The sequence below is a fragment of the Alkalithermobacter thermoalcaliphilus JW-YL-7 = DSM 7308 genome (assembly GCA_001584565.1).
Classification (GTDB): domain Bacteria; phylum Bacillota; class Clostridia; order Peptostreptococcales; family Peptostreptococcaceae; genus Alkalithermobacter; species Alkalithermobacter thermoalcaliphilus.
In genome coordinates this window covers 472459-491410 of the sequence record LSFY01000001.1, presented here as the reverse complement: position 1 = coordinate 491410, position 18952 = coordinate 472459, and the positions used below count along the sequence as shown (strand labels likewise).

Genomic DNA, 18952 nt, shown 5'->3' with positions numbered 1-18952 from the left:
ACACTTAGCTAATTTTCGTATATTTTACCATATATATTTATTTTCTTCAAGTTATACAATTTATATACGATAATAAAATGTTATCTACAAGTTTTATATGTTATAATATACCTTAGAATAAAGGAGGGATAGGATGAATAATGGAAATAATAAAAATGGTAAGAATAAATCAAATGAAGACAATCAAAAGAAAAAACTTAGCATATTAAGACTTTTAATAATTGTATTTTTTATAATATCTTTATCAACAGTAGCTGCAGGATTAGGTATTGTAGGTGGAGTTATAAAGACTACTAAGCCTATAGATCCTAATAGCCTTCATAGCATGCTAGATACAAGCTCTTTTATATTTGATAAAGATGGTAATTTAGTAGAAACTATCCATGGAAGTGACTATAGAGATATAGTAACCTTAGATAGAATACCCAAACACCTTCAAAATGCTTTTATAGCTATAGAAGACGAAAGATTTTATAAACACAGGGGAATTGATATAAGAAGAATTTTTGGTGCTGCAATTCATAACTTACGAACAGGAAGTAAACACGGTGCTAGTACTATAACTCAGCAGTTAGCCAAAAACGTTTATCTTACTAATGAAAAAACTTACACTAGAAAAATAAGAGATGCATATTACGCAATACAACTTGAAAGGGCTTTAACTAAAGATCAAATATTAGAAGCTTATCTTAATATTGCTGGACTTGGTAGAGGTGCTGTAGGAGTTCAAGCTGCTGCTCACACTTACTTTTCTAAAGACGTAAGTGAACTAAATTTAGCAGAATCTGCCCTTATAGCTGGTATTACACGCTTTCCTTCAAGATACTCAGCTTATATAACTGAAAGATTTGATGGTAGCGAAAATTTTAAAGAAGTTCAATTTGTAATGTATCCTAAAACTCCTAACACAGAACCTGCTACTGATAAAGAAAAAGAAGCATTCAAAAAACTTTTATCTCACGGTAGGATAACTCCTGCCCAATACAATGAACTTGTTAAAGAAAACTGGGTTATAAGAAAAGCAGTTTTTAACCCTGTATCTAAATCTAGACAAGAAGTCGTTTTAAGAAAAATGTTAGAACTTGGTTATATAAATGAGCAAGAGTATAAAGAAGCTAAAGATTATGAAATTAAAATTAAAGTTGGAACTAGAAGAAATGAGACTATTTCATCGTACTTTGCAGATATGGTTAAAGATGAAGTTATTGACACTCTAATAAAAGCTGGATATACAGAAGATGAAGCTAGAGATACTCTACTTAGAGGTGGATTACGCATATACTCTACTATGGATATGAATATACAAAAAATTTTAGAAGAAGAATACGAAAATGATAAAAATTTCCCTGGGTCATTTAGAGATGCAGATGGAATAATTCAACCTCAATCTGCAATGGTTATAATGGATCACTCTACTGGTGAAGTTAGAGGAATAGTTGGTGGTAGAAAAATAACTGGAAGTAGAGTATATAATAGAGCAATTAATCCAAGACAACCTGGATCTGCTATAAAACCAATATCTGTTTATCTACCTGCATTAGATATAGGATATACTCCTGGAACAGTTATTGACGAAGTCCCTATTTTTAATGAAAAAGGAGAAATGTGGCCTAAAAACTACAACAATAGATATAAAGGTCTTACAACTTTAAGGGAACTTTTAAAGGATTCTGCTAACGTTGGAACTGTTAGATTAGCTCAAGTGCTATCAACTAGTGAGTCAAATTCTGTTAACTTAATAATTGACTATCTAGAAAAACTTAGAATATCTACAATTGATAAAAGAAATGATTCTAACTTTGCTGCTTTAACTTTAGGTGGTATGACTAAAGGTATATCTCCACTAGAGTTAACCGCTGCATATGGAGCTATAGCAAATCAAGGAACATATATAAAACCTATATTTTTTACAAGGGTAGAAACTGCTAGCGGAGAAGTTTTACTTGAAAATAAACCTGTAAAACATACTGTAACAACTCCTCAAGTTGCATATCTTTTAACTGATATGCTTACAGATGTTGTAAATAGAGGAACAGGAAGAGGTGCTAGACTATCTAACATGCCTGTTGCTGGTAAAACAGGAACTACTACTAATAATTATGACGCTTGGTTTGTAGGGTATACTCCTTACTATGTTGGTGCTACATGGATTGGTAGTGATAAAAATACAAGACTTTCTCAAGGAAGTCCAATGGCTGCAAGATTGTGGAATAAGGTAATGTCTAGAGTACATTCTAATTTAGAAAGAAAAAGTTTTAATAGACCTTCAGACATTGTAGAAGTAACAATTTGTACAGTATCAGGAAAACTACCTTCTGATATCTGTTCTCATGACGAAAGAGGTACTATACAAAAAGAACTATTCGTAAGAGGAACTGAACCTACTACAATTTGCGATACTCATGTAGCAGTTCAAGTTGACAAAGAAAATAACCTTTTAATAACAGAAAATACTCCAGAGGAAAATATAATAACTAGAGTATTTATAAGAAGACTTGTTCCTGTTACTCGTCCTCCATATCCTGATGATTACAAATATCAGGTGCCTACTAAGTACAGTGATAACAAGAGAAAGTCTCTAATTGATGAAATTATAGATAGATGGCTTCCTGATAATAACCAAGATGAATCTTCAGATGAGGAAGTTACTGATTCTATAGAAACAAAACCGAATGAGAAAGAAAAAAATAAAGATAAAAAAGAAAATGACAAAAAAAATGAAGAAAAACAAGAAAGTAACGTTATAGTAAATTAAATAGAGGGCACTTGCCCTCTATTTATGTTTTTTTATCTCTGGTATTGGTTTTCTAAACAGTACATTTGATAAAGATTTTATATCTAAAGGAATTAGTGGCCATAGGTAGCTTTTATTATTGAATGATTTAGTTTTAAATATTATAATCCCAACTATTGATAAAGCTACTATAAAGCCATATAGTTTGAATAATCCAGTACATATTAATAAAAACAGCCTAAAAATTCTTATCGCCATAGAAAATTCTATACTAGGAGTTGCAAAAGTTCCTAGGGATACTATAGCCATGTACAGTACAGTCTCTGGTACAAACCAACCAACCTTTATTGCAAATTCACTTAATATAAGTCCCCCTACTATACCTAGTGATGTAGACAATGAGTTAGGAGTATGAATTGAAGCTATCCTTAAAAGATCTATACCTAACTCTAATATTATAAACTGAAGGAATAGTGGGATTACACCTGTTTCTTTTGGACCTAAAAATGATAAACTTTCCGGAAGAATACTTTTGTTATAAACTAATAAAAGCCATAACGGAAGCAAAACAAAAGAAAGTAATATACCAAAAAATCTTACCCATCTTAAATATGTTCCTACTAAAGGATTTTGATAATAGTCTTCTGCATGCTGAGTAAAATGAAATAATGTAGCTGGAAGTAACATAACACTTGGAGATGTATCTACTATTATAGCTACATGTCCTTCTAAAAGATGAGCAGAGACTACATCTGGTCTTTCTGTAAACTTGACTTGAGGAAGTGGATTATACCATTTTTTCTTTATTATTAACTCATCTAATGTTTTCTCTGCCATAATAAGTGAATCTACATCTACACTGTCTAATTTTTGCTTTATATCATCTACTAGCTTATTATCTGCTAAATCTTTTATATACCCTACGACAACATCTGTTTTAGATCTTTTTCCCACACTTTTCATTTCAAACACAAGGTTTGTATCTCTTATTCTTCTTCGTATAAGTGCCGTATTAAAAACTATAGTTTCTACAAGGCCATCTCTCGAACCTCTTGTAACTTTTTCTAAATCTGGTTCTTCAGGTCCTCTTACTGGATATTCCCTTGCATCTATTATCAGACCTTCATTTTCTTTATCCAGTATAAGAGCAACTGCTCCTGACAAGACTGAATCTTCAAGAGTTTCAAAGTCATCAAATGTTTCAACCTCTATATATCCTATTTTTCTTGATAAAAGCTTTTTTATAAAATTTATATTACCTACAGTTTCCATACTCTGAAGTGTTTCTAATATCCAAAGCATTATGTCATCTTTTGCAAATCCATCTATAAAGACTAAATAACAATCTTTATTTCCCACTTTTATTTCTCTACCTATAACATCAAAACTTTGATCTATAGGAATTCTAGACTTTAGTATCTTTTTATTTTCATTTATGTCACTAAGTATCTTCATAAGCTCACCTTCTAAGGTTTAGTTTTTGGATTAAATATAATGGACATTAAATATCCAAAGAATACAGCTGCTGTTATACCTCCTGCTGTTGCAGCTGTTCCACCTGTAAAAGCTCCTAACAAACCTTTTTGCGATACTTCTTTCATAACTCCTTTAGCAAGAGAATATCCAAAACCTGGTAGTGGGACAGTTGCTCCTGCTCCGCCTATTTTAACTATAGGCTCATAAATTCCAAGTGCAGTTAAAATAACTCCACTAGTTACGAAAGCAACCATTATATAAGGAACTGGGATTTTAAAAAAATCCATAAGTATCTGTCCTATTAGACATATCAAACCACCGATTACAAAAGCCCATATATATTCCATACTTTACCTCCTAATAGTTTTGTATTACTACAGCATGAGCAACAGACGGTATGCTCTGCTTTTGAAGTGTACTTGTAGGAGATAATAACGCTCCTGTTGAAACAAGCATAATCTTATTAAATTCTTTATTTATTAATTTATTATATATATATCCACAAAATGTAACCGCTGAACATCCGCATCCGCTTCCGCCACAATGAGTATCTTGTTTTTCATGATCAAATATCTCTACTCCACAATCTGTATAAACCTTTGATATATCATATCCTTCTTTTTTAATTAAATCTAAAGCTATATCCATTCCAAGCTTTCCTAAATCTCCTGTTGCTATAATATCAAAACTATCTATATCATCTTTTGTATCATCAAAATAAGTCTTTATAGTATCAACTGCTGCTGGTGCCATTGCAGCTCCCATATTGTTTGGATCCTTTATCCCTTTATCTATAACCTTTCCTGTTGTGATTCTTTTTACTTTAGGGCCTTCTCCTTTAGATGATAAAACTGTACATCCTGCTCCAGTGACAGTCCACTGAGCTGTTAAAGGTCTTTGATATCCCATTTCAAGTGGAAACCTAAATTGTCTTTCAGCACTTGAAAAATGACTAGAAGTTCCAGCTAATACTAAATCAGAGTAACCTCCATCTACAATCATAGAAGCTAAGCTTAAAGATTCACTCATTGTTGAGCAAGCTCCATAAAGTCCAAAGAATGGTCTTTTTAAGTCCCTTACTGCAAATGATGTAGACATAAGCTGATTTAATAGATCTCCTGAAAATATATAATCAACATCGTTCATCATATATGAAGTCTTAGCTATTGCCATTTTCATAGCTTCTTTTATCATTTTGCTTTCTGCAAGTTCCCAACTTTTTTCTCCGAATAGATCATCTTGTAGTATCTTATCAAAATACTCACTCAATGGACCCTTCCCTTCCTTAGGACCTACTATAGAAGCTGTTGATATTATTACAACATCATTTTGAAGTTGGACTGTCTGAGATCCTAATCTTTTGTTTGCCATATGTCTTTCTCCTTTCGATATATATATCATCTACCTATAAAATAGTATATAATTCCAACTATAACTGAACTACTTATACCATAAACAAGTACAGGTCCTGCTATTGTGAACATTTTTCCTCCTACACCTAATACATACCCTTCTCTTTTAAATTCCATTGCAGGGGAAACTACAGAGTTTGAAAATCCTGTTATTGGTATTGATGATCCAGCTCCACCATATTTTCCTATTATATCGTAGACGCCTAATCCTGTTAAAAATGCTCCTAAGAATATAAGAGACATAGATGTTGCTGTTGAGGCTGTTTGTTTATCTAGTCCAAAATTTATAAACATATTTAGTATGAGTTGACCTATAGTGCATATTAGTCCCCCTACTAAAAATGCAAGTGTATAGTTTTTAATGTAATTAGGTTTAGGAGATTTTTTATCTACATATTTTTTATAATCCATTTAAATCACCTCTAGTCCATTTTAAATATTGTCCAATTTAGTATGGACCCAAAAGATTTTCCAAGTATCAAAGATATTATTATATATTTCATGTATTTATCTATATTTAATCTCCTTCCTATTATAGGTATAACGTCAACTGCTTCTGCTAATGCTGATGCCAACATTCCTACAAATATTCCATAAGAAAAACCTGAAAATACTAAAAAATATATACCTAATTTAAGTGAATAATTCATCAATGAAAACATACTTCCTAAAAAAGTTGATACTATAAGGATTATTTGGTATAGCCCTATATAGCTATAACTTCTTGTTATCTGACACAGCCGTGGAATTATATCTAGTAAAGTTAACAAAGCTACAACTCCAGATCCTACTACAATTCCTTCTGAAAAACCCATTAATATAAGTAATCCTTCTTTCAAACTATCACTCCTTGTTGTTAGACTTATTTATTATGTAGCTTTCTATTTCACTTTTATAAGTTTCTACTTCAAGTTCTAATGGACTTGGTTCACTCTTTGAGTAACTAGGAAGTATTTTATTATAAAATGTTGCAACTCCTACAGCTATTCCTATAGAATATGGAATCTGTAAAAAAGCTAAGTTTCCTTCTTCCTTTCCCATGATTAATCTGTATAAAACTCTATGTGATTGACTCATATTTACATCTGAGTGAAAGTTAATAATAGCCATTGATGCTCCTAAAAATAAAATAATACATACAATTAATACTCTTATAAAAATAGTCTTATCTTTTTTGTCGCTTTTAAAATTTATCATTATATCTTTATTGTCCATTAAGTTTATCTTTATGTTTGGATCTTTATCCTTTATCTTATTTATTATTTTTCCCAAAGAAATTATGTAGTATTCACTGTTTATACCTTCAAATTCCTGTATTTTTATATTTTCTATTCCTTGCCTTAAATTTTCTGGAAATATATCAAATATGTCCTTTAAATATATTGCTTTTGTATCTTTTGGAAAATGTAAATTTTTCTTTGAAATTAAGTATATTTCTTTCATTAAATAAACCCCCTCTCTTTAGTATTTATTATTTGCAAAAAAAAAGAAAATAAACCGATACTGGTTTATTTTCAAATACACAAACCTTATATAACTTTCATTTCTTTGCCTACTTGACTTATTATATCAACTGCTTTATCTAACTGATCTTTACTATGTCCTGCTGTAATCATACATCTTACCCTTCCTGTTCCTTTTGGTACAGTAGGAAAGACTATTGGACTTACAAATACACCTTTTTCAAATAACTTTTTAGAAAAATCTTTAGTTTTAGATTCATCTCCAATTATTATAGGTGTTATAGGTGTTTGGCTTTGTCCTATGTCAAATCCACAATCTTTTATATTTTTCTTAAAATATGTTGCATTTTCCCATAGCCTATCTGTATATTCACTACTTTCCATAAGCATTTTTATTGCCTCTATACATGCTCCTACTACTGCAGGAGGAAGTGCTGTTGAAAACAGAAATGGTCTACCCCTATTTATAAGCCACTCTATAGTAACTTTTTTACCTGCTACATATCCTCCTACTACTCCTATAGCTTTAGATAGTGTTCCTATAGTAAAATCTACTCTTCCATGTAAATCGAAATGATCAACTGTTCCTCTCCCGTTTTCTCCTAAAACTCCACTTGCATGAGCATCATCTACATAAGTCATAGCTTTATATTTTTCTGCAAGTTCTACTATTTCTGGAAGTTTTGCAATATCTCCATCCATAGAGAATACTCCATCTGTTATTATAAGCATTTTTTTATACTTATCTTTATTTTCTTTTAATATTCTTTCTAGATCATCCATATCTGAATGCTTAAAAGTAGTTTTTTTAGCTTTACTTAGTCTTGCTCCATCTATTATACTTGCATGATTTAATTCATCTGATATAATTAAATCTCCCTCTTCAGTTACAGCTTGAATAGTTCCGGCGTTACAGTTAAATCCTGACTGAAACACCAATACAGCTTCTTCTCTTTTGAATCTTGCAAGTATTTGTTCTAACTCATCATGAATTTTCATATTTCCTACAATAGGTCTTACGGCTCCTGCTCCTGCTCCATATAGATTTATAGCATCTATTGCTGCTTGTTTTAATCTAGGATGATTTGCAAACCCTAGGTAGTTATTAGACGAAAGATTTATAACCTTTTTTCCATTAATTATACATTCAGACTCATTTGGACCTTCTAAAGTTACTAATTCTTTATAAAGACCTTCTTCTTTGAGGGTATCTATTTTTTCCTTTAGAAAAGTCATATTATGAATATTTGCCATACTTTTTCTCCTTTACTCTATTAGTTTTCTTATTTTTTCTAATACTTTCTTTTCAATTCTTGAAACTTGAACTTGGGATATTCCTAGCATTTTTCCTATTTCACTTTGAGTCCTATCTTCAAAATATCTTAATATAATTATTTGTCTTTCTCTTTTATCTAATTTATTTAAAACTTCCTTTAATAATATATTATCTACTATTTTATTATCACTTTCTTGCTTGTCTTGACTTATTTTATCTATAAGACAAACAGGAGACCCACCTTCATCATGAATTACATCATACAAATAATCTACACAAGAATTAGACTCAAGAGCCATTACTATATCTTCTTTTGAAACTCCTAAAACATCAGATATCTCTTGTATCGTAGGCTCTCTTCCCAACTTTTTAGACAAAATTTCACTTTGTGCTTTTACCTTGGAGTTTATTTGCTTTAAAGACCTTGAAACCTTTATGATTCCGTCATCTCTTAAATGTCTTTTAATTTCACCTAAAATCATTGGAACAGCATATGTTGAAAATTTCACATTATAATCATCATTAAATTTATATATAGCTTTTATAAGTCCTATGCATCCTAACTGAAACAAATCATCTCTTTCATAACCTATATTCAAAAACTTGTTTACTATACTTCTAACAAGTCCTAAATTACTTTCAGTTAATATTTCCTTTGCCATATTATCGCCGTTTTGCGCTCTTTTAATCAACTCGATAGTTTCTTCATGGCTAAGCAAAACATTTTTCTCTTCTTTTTGAGCCGCCATAACCATAATTACTACCTCTAATCCTGTTTTTTATTTGATTTTATTGTTTTTCTCATTACTACTTTAGTACCTTCTCCTTGTTTAGATGAAACTAACACTTCGTCCATAAATGTTTCCATTACGGTAAATCCCATCCCAGATCTTTCAAGTTCAGGCTTTGAAGTATATAAAGGTTGCCTTGCCATTTCAACATCTTCTATACCATTTCCTTTATCTTCTATACATATTTCTATTGTATTATTTTCTATCTTACAAGATAAATACACCTTTTTTTCCTCATCTTCATCATATCCATGAATTATAGAGTTTGTAACAGCTTCAGATACTGCTGTTTTTATATCCGCAATTTCATCTATAGTCGGATTTAGTTGAGAAGCAAACGAAGCTACTACAACTCTTGCAAAGGATTCATTTTCTGATTTAGCTGCAAATTGCATTTGTACAAAATTCTTCATAAAATATACCCCCTTATAAAGAGCTGATAGCTTCTTCACAAGTATCATAAATTTGTATTATCTTATTCATTCCTGACAAGTCTAATATCCTTTTGACTTGAGGATTTAAATTAGTAATAGCTACTTTTCCACCTAATTTAGATACTATCCTATATCTGCCTATTACAACCCCTACTCCTGACGAATCCATGAAGTTTATGTTCTTAAAATTGAATATTACATTTTTTATAGAGTTTTGATTAATAGCCGCATCAATTTCTTCTCTTATTTCTTCTGCTACATGGTGATCTAATTCTCCATGTAACTCTACTATTAAATTTCTACCATCTACTGTATAATTTCTATCCACCATCATCACCCCTGAACTTTATGCTTAATTATAGATTTTCTATAAAAAAACTATATATCCTTTGAAAAAGAATCACTATTTTTGTAGAATATGTATAAATTTTCTTTCAATTTACGACAAAAAACTAACTCCATGAGTTAGTTTTTTGAACCAAAAACTTGGAATACTCTAGTATCCTATTTATAGCTATATTTCTTCTTTTATAAGCTCCTATAGAAGCTAGTAAGTTATCTGGTTTTGAATTCAGTTCTATTATATATACATTTAAGTTTTCATCGATTCCAAAATCTATAGCTACCTCTCCTGCAATAATATTCTCATTATCTATTAAATCTACGACATACTTTGAAATTTTTATCATTTTATCTTTAACTATATCCTCATTTTCTTTGAAACACTCTTTAAGTATCTTTGATGATCTTATATTTTTTTCATCCCAAGAATCCAAAAACTTATCATTATTTATAGCTACTCTACCCACCATACAAGTTCTAAGCCATATACCTTTACTATTTTTTTGCATTACTACACGTATTTCAAAATTTTTATTATCATATTTTGCAAATACTAATCCTTGCTGTATTATATAATCATCTACGCTACATTCAAATTCTTTTATTTTATTTTCTATATATCTAGATAAGTTATCCTTATCTAATGTTATTTTTATATTGTATCCATATAAATTTTTATGAGTTATAAGATATACGTCATCATTTATTTTTTCTATCGAAAAGATTCCTTTACTCCTGCTTCCATCTCTTAATTTTATATATACTTTTTTATATCTATGCACAAAATCATACAAAGTTTTATTATTGTACTGTGATGTTTCTGGTAAAAATTCTTCTAGATAATAATTTTTCTTCAAGAATTCATAGGTTTTTAATTTATCATTAGTTAAATTTATACATTCCATACTGTTTACAAGTTTTATATTATTTTCTTTTATATTGTTTATATAATCTAAGGCTAGTTGCCCATAATTTTTTTCACTTACAAAATCTCCTCTATCGTAGATTACATGTGGTATACAAAAATATCTTTCTATCCATTTTTCTTCATCAAAATCATATACATATCCTTTTATTGTCTTATTTTCCCAATTTATATCCCATATAGTAAACACATACACTATCATTCCTTTATTTTTACCTAGTTTCATTAATTTTCTAAAATAATAACTTTGAAATCCAAATGGGCCAAATTCATGATTTATTATATATGCGAATATACCTAAAATCGGTCCTATTTTGAAACTTCTTTCATTTTCATCAAACCAAATCTGAACTTCATCACTAGTTTTTATTCCAAGCTCATCACATATATCTTTTGAAAAGCTCACATATCCATTTTTTTCTTGTGAAACATCATCTTTAGGTAGTATTTCTATTTTGTATTTTTTATCTTTTATTAAAATCTCTATTTTATCCTTTATTTTTAAGTTAAATTCTTTCCTTTTTTCCTTAGGCATAAAACACTTTAAAGAAAATTTATATTCTTTATCTGATGATCCTAAGTTCCAAGTATCTTTTATATCTACTTGTTCGTTCCAAGATTCACTTAAAAGAGCTTTTTGAAAAAGAGGTTGTATTTGATCTTTATATTTAAGAAAAGTTTTAGTACTTTTTATATCCTCTATTATTGTTTTTATTTTATCTTTGAAATAATCTTTATTTACTAGATAATAAGCTCTTATATCTGAATAAGTTGAAAGAAAGATCTTATTTAAATTTAAATACTCCTGGGATATAACTTTTGCTAAACACAAAACTGCCTTTGCAAGCTCTGGACTTACAAGCCAGCTACTTATGCTACAATACTCAAATCCTCCATGATATTTCAATCTATAATTTCCTAGCATTCCGTACTTTGTTTTTCTTTGTCTTGCTGTATATGGGTTTTCTATCATCATAACTAAAAGTGCTAAGTAATTATCAAGGGCTTTTATCAATTTTGAATTTGGTTTTATTCCAAAATGAATGTGTCCTCCTATCCAATAATTGTATATAGGCATACTTCCTGAATATATTCCTACATTCTTGTAGTGTATATGTTTGTACATACTAATTAATATTTGTTCTATGGATTCAAACACTTTAAGTGGATTTATTGAATAATCAGGTCTTATTTCCATTATAGGAAAATATTTTTTCTGAGCTTCTAAACTTCTATCATCTAGTCCAAAGTATCCACTTTCTTTAAACAATTCTGATGCTACTATAAGTTCTCCTGTAAACTTATCTTTTATTAAACATTCAGGATCAGCTCCTATTGTTACTTCTTTTTTTTCATCAACTAGTTTGTCATACTTTAAAATTGTTTGTATTAGTTTATCTACATATGCATTTTTACATTCTTCATCCATGTACTTGCAAGTAGGATCTACATCTAGAACTAGATATTTTCCATTTATGTCTTTTCCTATATTAACTACCCCATAGTCAAGTCCTAATGCGTGTATTGCCTTTATTGATATATTAAATATTTCTTCTTTTTCTTTATCATCTTTATCTTCTAAGTTTACCTTTCTTAAATTCCATCCAAATGCTTTTGTTCTTATTGTAATTTCTTCACCTTCTATATAATCTTCTTTATATTTTTCTTCTATAAAAAAAACTTCAAGATCCATAACATGAACTCTATATTCTTGAGTAACTTTTATATATTGTATATAATAATCGCTATCACTTTTTTTATACTCATTAAAACTATCTATTATCTTTATATCTGTTCCGTTTTTATGTGTGTATTTTCTGCCTATTATAGGAAAGTCTGTTTTTATAGAAGGTTTTATTCTCCTAGGTGATCGTATTTTATTTCTTCTTAATGTAAGAATTACATTTTCTTTATCCAATGAATTTTTTATAGACTGTTTACTATTAAACTCTATCCCTTCACATTCTTCAGATACAAAATTTCCCCATCTTATAGTAAACTTATTATTTATATTATCTTTTATATCTAAATTATAGATAATATCCATTATCTCTTGTCCTTCTGATGAATTATCTGTTATTATATTTATTTTCACTAATATTTCCCCCCTTTATGCTCATACTAAATATATATGCACAAAGGGCAACTAATTCTACTACAAAGACCCAAGGTTTTACCTTGGGTCTTTGTATCATTTTTTAAGTTTTAATCTCAATTTTTCAAGCATATCTTTTGTCATAGATGACAAATCATACTTAGGATTCCATCCCCACTCATCTCTTGCAGCTGTATCATCTAAAGAATTTGGCCAAGACTGTGCAATTGACTGCCTTACAGGATCTATTTCATACTCTATTTCAAAATCTGGTATATGATTTTTGATTTCATTTGCTATATCTTCTGGAGCAAAGCTCATAGCTGTTATATTAAATGCATTTCTATGTATTAACTTTGATGAATCTGCTTCTAAGAGAGTAGTTATAGCATTTAGTGCATCTGGCATATACATCATATCCATATATGTCCCTTTATCTATATAACATTTATATTTTCCTTTTTCTATAGCATCATAATATATGTGTACTGCATAATCTGTAGTTCCACCACCTGGTAATGCTTCATAAGAAATAAGCCCTGGGAATCGAACTCCTCTAGTATCTACTCCATACTTTTTGAAATAATAATCACAAAGAAGCTCCCCTGCAACTTTTGTTACTCCATACATAGTCGTTGGTCTTTGTATTGTATCCTGCGGAGTATTATCTGCTGGAGTATTAGGTCCAAATGCTGCTATTGAACTTGGAGTAAAAAGTGAAAGGTTTTTTTCTCTTGAGATTTCTAACATATTATAAAGTCCATTCATATTTATATCCCAAGCTAATACAGGATCTTTTTCTCCAACTGCAGATAATATCGCTGCTAAATGAATAATAGTATCTACATTGTACTTTTTTACTATTTCCGATGCTTTTTTTGCATCTAAAACATCTAATAATTCAAAAGGACCTCCTTCAATTATGCTCTCTTTCCCTTTTTTATGAATATCACTAGCAATTACATTACTCTCACCATAAATATTTCTTAAATAACCAATTAATTCTGATCCTACCTGGCCCAATGCTCCCGTTACTAAAATTTTTCTCATAAACTATCCCCCCTTATACATTTTACTCGTTAATATAAATTTTATTATTTAAATTATTTATTGTAAATGTTTTTTGAATTTTCTGATTTATTTTAGTTGATAAAAAACACTCATATGAGTGTTTTTTATTGTTCTTACCTTTTCTTATTCGCAGGTTCTATATTTATTTTATTTCCTTTTATTTTATTGTTTTTCATTATTGTCAAAACGTCTTTTGCATGCTCTCTAGGAACCTCAACAAATGTATATTTATCATAAATATCTATTGCTCCAATTAATTTTCCAGCAATTCCAGTTTCTCCTGCAATAGTTCCTACTATATCCCTTGCTGATATTTTTTGCTTTTTACCTACATTTATAAAAAGTCTTACCATTCCTGGCTCTGCTCCAGTATCCTCAAACTCTTCTTCTATACTTATATCTTCTTTATTTAAACTTTCACCCATTGAAATTTTTAAAAGTGCAGCAGCTACATCTAGTGATGTATATTCTTCTTCTGTAAGCTTTTCTATCCATGATATATATTTTCCTAAATGTCCTTCTTCTAAAACAGATCTAACTTTATCTAGGAATAAATTAGTTTTTATTTCCTCTATATCACTAATTGAAGGTATTTGATGCAATTTAACTTTAGTTTTAGTATATCTTTGTATATCCTTTAATTTGTATATTTCTCTTCCAACTACAAAAGTAAATGCTCTTCCTGTTTTTCCCGCTCTTCCTGTTCTTCCTATTCTATGAACATAATATTCTTCGTCTTGAGGCATATCGTAGTTGAATACAGCTTCAACATCATCTATATCTAACCCTCTTGCAGCAACATCAGTTGCTACTAATATTTCTACTGTTACATTTCTAAATTTAGCCATAACATTATCTCTTTGAGCCTGTTTCATATCTCCGTGGAGCCCATCAGCAAAATATCCTCGAGCTTGTAAATTGCCAACTAGTTCATCAACTCTTTTTTTAGTATTGCAAAATACTACTGATAATTTAGGATTGTACATATCTATCAATCTTGATAAAACTTCTAATTTAGACTTTTCTTTAACCTCTAAATAAAATTGCTCTATGTTAGGTACAGTTAATTCTTTTCTTACCACTTTTACAAGCTGTGGATTATTTTGATATTTTTTAGTAAGATCTAATATTTCTTTAGGCATAGTTGCAGAAAAGAAAATAGTCTGCCTTTCTTTTGAAGTTTTTTCTAGTATAGATTCTATATCTTCTCTAAATCCCATATCCAACATTTCGTCAGCTTCATCTAGTATTACCATCTTAACATTTTCCATTTTTAGCGTTCTTCTATTTATATGGTCTATAACACGTCCTGGAGTTCCTATTACTATTTGAATTCCTTTTTTCAATGCTTTTATTTGTCTTTCTATTGGTTGTCCACCATATATAGGTAAAATCTTAACTGAATGCTTATATTTTGAAAGTTTTCTTAGTTCTTCTGAAACCTGAATTGCAAGCTCTCTAGTAGGACATAATACTAACGCTTGGAGAGAATTTTCATTTGGATTTACCATCTCTAATATAGGTATTCCAAATGATGCTGTTTTACCTGTTCCTGTCTGAGCTTGACCTATAACATCTTCTCCTTTCAATATATATGGAATAGCCTGTGCCTGTATAGGAGATGGTTCCTCAAATCCCATATCTGCAATAGCTCTTAAAATCTCATTAGATAAATTTAAATCTTCAAACCTCATTTTTTCCATAATTGTTTTTCACTTTCCTTTCATAAACTCGTAACTACCATTATATCCTTATACTTTTATTTTTACAATGTTTTTATTTTGTATTTAATATATAACGCATTTAAAATATTAATTTTTTGTAACATTTTGTAATATTGTATACAATATGCGTAAATTTTATGTTAATATATACATATAATATATTGTATACAATATTACAAAAGGAGGTTTAAATATGAAAGCTTGGGAAAATTTTAAACTTGGTAAGTGGACTAAGGAAATAGACGTTAGAGACTTTATATTATCTAACTACACTGAATATACTGGCGATGACTCTTTCCTTTGTGGCCCTACTGACAATACTAAAAAACTTTGGGATAATGTTTCCAATTTAATGAAGAAAGAAGTTTCTAATGGTGGAACTCTTGATGTAGATACAAAAATTATTTCAGGTATAACTTCACATAAACCTGGTTATATAGATAAAGATTTAGAAAAAATAGTTGGTCTTCAAACTGATGCTCCTCTTAAAAGAGCTATCATGCCTTTTGGTGGAATAAGAATGGTTGAAACATCTTGTGAAGCTTATGGGTATGATCTTGATCCTTCTATTAGTGAAATATTTACAAAATATAGAAAAACTCACAACGAAGGTGTTTTTGATGTATATACTCCTGAGATGAGAGCTGCTAGAAAATCTGGAATAATAACTGGTCTTCCTGATGCTTATGGTAGAGGAAGAATAATAGGAGATTATAGAAGAGTTGCTCTTTACGGGGTTGATAGATTAATAGAAGATAAACACGATCAACTTAAATCTTTAGAACTAAATGTAATGGATGAAGATACTATCAGACTAAGAGAAGAGTTAGCTGATCAAATAAAAGCTTTACATGAATTAAAAGAAATGGCTTTATCTTATGGATATGATATATCTAAGCCAGCTACTAATGCTCACGAAGCTATACAATGGACTTATTTTGCTTACCTTGCAGCAGTAAAAGAACAAAACGGAGCTGCTATGAGCTTAGGTAGAGTATCTACTTTCCTTGATATATATATTGAAAGAGATTTAAAAAATGGAACTTTAACTGAAGAGCAAGCTCAAGAACTTATGGATCACTTTGTTATGAAACTTAGAATGGTTAGATTTTTAAGAACTCCTGAATACAACGAGCTTTTCTCTGGAGATCCTACTTGGGTAACTGAATGTATAGGCGGTATGACTTTAGATGGAAGATCTTTAGTTACTAAAAACTCATTTAGAATACTTAATACACTATACAACTTAGGCCCTGCTCCAGAACCAAACTTAACTGTTCTTTGGTCTGTTCATCTACCAGAAAACTTTAAAAAGTTCTGTGCTAAGGTTTCAATAGATACAAGTTCTATTCAATATGAAAATGATGATCTTATGAAACCATACTGGGGAGATGATTACGGAATAGCTTGCTGTGTATCTGCAATGAAAATCGGTAAGCAAATGCAATTCTTTGGTGCTAGATGTAATCTACCTAAAGCACTTCTTTACGCTATAAATGGTGGTAAAGATGAAAAAACTAAGATGCAAGTTGGTCCTAAATTTGCTCCTATTACATCTGAGTATTTAGATTATGATGAAGTAATGGAAAGATTTGATCAATGCCTTGAATGGCTTGCTAGTCTTTACGTAAATACTCTAAACGTTATACACTATATGCATGATAAATATTGCTATGAAAAAATCCAAATGGCTTTACATGATAGAGATGTAGTTAGAACATTAGCTTGTGGTATGGCTGGACTTTCTGTATGTGCAGACTCTTTATCTGCTATAAAATATGCTAAAGTTAAAACTATAAGAGATGAAGATGGAATGGTTGTAGACTTTGAAATAGAGGGAGATTATCCTAAGTTTGGAAATAACGATGAAGCTGTTGATAAAATAGCAACTGACCTAGTTGAATTATTCATGAATAAAATAAGAAAAAATAAAACTTATAGAAACTCTATACCGACTCAATCTGTTCTTACAATAACTTCAAATGTTGTTTATGGTAAGAAAACTGGAAATACTCCTGACGGAAGAAAAGCTGGCGAACCATTTGCTCCTGGTGCTAACCCAATGCACGGAAGAGATACAAAAGGCTGCTTAGCTTCTATGTCTTCAGTTGCTAAACTTCCATACGAACACTCTCAAGACGGTATATCTTATACATTTACAGTTGTACCAAGCTCTTTAGGTAAATCGATGGAAGAAAGAATTAATAACCTTACATCTTTGCTTGATGGATACTTTATTCAAATGGGACATCATATAAATGTAAATGTTTTAGATAAAGAAACTTTAATTGATGCAATGGAGCGTCCTGAACTTTATCCTCAACTTACAATACGTGTTTCTGGATATGCTGTTAACTTTATAAAACTTACTAAAGAACAACAACTAGATGTAATAAATAGAACATTCCATGGTAAAATATAATTGATTTTTAAAATATATTAAGCGAGGTGATTCTATGGAAATATTAGGAAAGGTTCATTCAATTGAAACATTCGGTACAGTAGATGGCCCTGGAATAAGGTATGTAATATTCTTACAAGGATGCCCTTTAAGATGTAAGTATTGTCATAATAGAGATACATGGGATGTAAATGGTGGAAGTGAATATACTGTATCATATCTTATAGATGATATAAAAAAATATCTTCCATTTATTAAGTCTTCCGGTGGCGGAATTACTGTATCTGGTGGAGAACCTATGCTTCAGCCTGATTTTGTAAAAGAACTTCTTAAAAGAGCTAAAGCTAATGATATTCATACAGCCATAGACACCTCAGGATTTGTAAACATAGATGTTATTGACCCTATTTTAGATTATACTGATCTTGTTCTTTTAGATATAAAACATATAGATAACAAGATTTGTAAAGATCTTACTGGAGTATCCAATGACAAAACTTTAAACTTAGCAAAACATTTATCTAATAGAAATATCCCTGTATGGATTAGATATGTTTTAGTGCCTGGAATAACAGATAGTCCAGAGCATCTTGAAGAACTGGCAAAATTTTTATCTTCTCTTAATAATATTGAAAATATTGAAATCCTCCCTTATCATACTGCAGGATCCTTTAAGTGGGAACAGTTAGGAATTGAATACCCACTTAAGGGCATCCGACAAGCTACTGATGAGGATGTGTTAAAAGCAAGAAAAATATTTGAAAAACATGGATTAATAGCAAAAAAGAAAGCATGTTAATGCTTTCTT

General features: G+C 30.2%; 16 protein-coding genes. 3 read left to right on the top strand and 13 right to left on the bottom strand.

Annotated features, from left to right (window positions below):
• Nucleotides 1-133 precede the first annotated feature (133 nt).
• The gene (locus JWYL7_RS02585; protein WP_066068500.1) at nt 134-2755 is read left to right on the top strand and encodes a transglycosylase domain-containing protein; all 2622 of its coding nucleotides are present in this window, start codon (nt 134-136) and stop codon (nt 2753-2755) included.
• Between the two features lie 18 nt (nt 2756-2773).
• On the opposite strand, the gene JWYL7_RS02580 is transcribed toward JWYL7_RS02585, so the two are convergent.
• The 13 genes from JWYL7_RS02580 to JWYL7_RS02520 all read right to left on the bottom strand — a co-directional run bounded on the left by JWYL7_RS02580 (nt 2774) and on the right by JWYL7_RS02520 (nt 15722).
• A complete protein-coding gene (locus JWYL7_RS02580) occupies nt 2774-4189 on the bottom strand; it encodes a spore germination protein (RefSeq protein WP_066068498.1) in 1416 nt (471 codons plus the stop codon).
• A gap of 11 nt (nt 4190-4200) precedes the next feature.
• On the bottom strand, nt 4201-4557 hold the full coding sequence (spoVAE, locus tag JWYL7_RS02575) for a stage V sporulation protein AE (RefSeq protein ID WP_066068493.1): 357 nt from the start codon (nt 4555-4557) through the stop codon (nt 4201-4203).
• Nucleotides 4558-4567: 10 nt separating this feature from the next.
• Nucleotides 4568-5581 (bottom strand): stage V sporulation protein AD, encoded by a 1014-nt coding sequence (gene spoVAD / locus JWYL7_RS02570; RefSeq protein ID WP_066068487.1) that lies wholly within the window; start codon nt 5579-5581, stop codon nt 4568-4570.
• 26 nt (nt 5582-5607) lie between these two features.
• Nucleotides 5608-6033, bottom strand: coding sequence for a stage V sporulation protein AC (spoVAC, locus tag JWYL7_RS02565; protein WP_066068485.1), 426 nt, complete (start codon nt 6031-6033; stop codon nt 5608-5610).
• Between the two features lie 11 nt (nt 6034-6044).
• The gene (locus JWYL7_RS02560) at nt 6045-6461 is read right to left on the bottom strand and encodes a stage V sporulation protein AB (protein WP_066068483.1); all 417 of its coding nucleotides are present in this window, start codon (nt 6459-6461) and stop codon (nt 6045-6047) included.
• Nucleotides 6462-6465: 4 nt separating this feature from the next.
• Nucleotides 6466-7065, bottom strand: a complete 600-nt coding sequence (locus tag JWYL7_RS02555; RefSeq protein ID WP_066068480.1) for a stage V sporulation protein AA — start codon at nt 7063-7065, stop codon at nt 6466-6468.
• 86 nt (nt 7066-7151) lie between these two features.
• Nucleotides 7152-8339, bottom strand: coding sequence for a glycine C-acetyltransferase (locus tag JWYL7_RS02550; protein ID WP_066068477.1), 1188 nt, complete (start codon nt 8337-8339; stop codon nt 7152-7154).
• Nucleotides 8340-8351: 12 nt separating this feature from the next.
• Entirely contained in the window at nt 8352-9110 is a 759-nt protein-coding gene (sigF, locus tag JWYL7_RS02545) for an RNA polymerase sporulation sigma factor SigF (protein WP_331722104.1), read from the bottom strand.
• A gap of 17 nt (nt 9111-9127) precedes the next feature.
• Complete coding sequence (gene spoIIAB, locus JWYL7_RS02540) at nt 9128-9565, bottom strand: anti-sigma F factor (protein ID WP_066068471.1); 438 nt, start codon at nt 9563-9565, stop codon at nt 9128-9130.
• A 13-nt stretch (nt 9566-9578) separates the two neighbouring features.
• Nucleotides 9579-9914 carry an anti-sigma F factor antagonist gene (gene spoIIAA, locus JWYL7_RS02535; RefSeq protein ID WP_331721842.1) on the bottom strand — a complete coding sequence of 112 codons (336 nt, stop codon included), beginning with the start codon at nt 9912-9914 and terminating at the stop codon, nt 9579-9581.
• 124 nt (nt 9915-10038) lie between these two features.
• Nucleotides 10039-12948: a putative amidoligase domain-containing protein gene (locus JWYL7_RS02530; RefSeq protein WP_066068466.1), complete on the bottom strand. Its 2910-nt coding sequence runs from the start codon at nt 12946-12948 to the stop codon at nt 10039-10041.
• 96 nt (nt 12949-13044) lie between these two features.
• Nucleotides 13045-13998 carry an L-threonine 3-dehydrogenase gene (locus JWYL7_RS02525; RefSeq protein WP_066068463.1) on the bottom strand — a complete coding sequence of 318 codons (954 nt, stop codon included), beginning with the start codon at nt 13996-13998 and terminating at the stop codon, nt 13045-13047.
• Nucleotides 13999-14132: 134 nt separating this feature from the next.
• A complete protein-coding gene (locus JWYL7_RS02520) occupies nt 14133-15722 on the bottom strand; it encodes a DEAD/DEAH box helicase (RefSeq protein WP_066068460.1) in 1590 nt (529 codons plus the stop codon).
• Between the two features lie 214 nt (nt 15723-15936).
• Between JWYL7_RS02520 and pflB the strand changes: the two genes are divergently transcribed.
• Together pflB and pflA are read left to right on the top strand one after the other, a co-directional pair.
• Nucleotides 15937-18165, top strand: a complete 2229-nt coding sequence (pflB, locus tag JWYL7_RS02515) for a formate C-acetyltransferase (protein WP_066068457.1) — start codon at nt 15937-15939, stop codon at nt 18163-18165.
• 34 nt (nt 18166-18199) lie between these two features.
• On the top strand, nt 18200-18943 hold the full coding sequence (gene pflA, locus JWYL7_RS02510) for a pyruvate formate-lyase-activating protein (protein WP_066068455.1): 744 nt from the start codon (nt 18200-18202) through the stop codon (nt 18941-18943).
• The last annotated feature ends 9 nt before the right edge of the window (nt 18944-18952 follow it).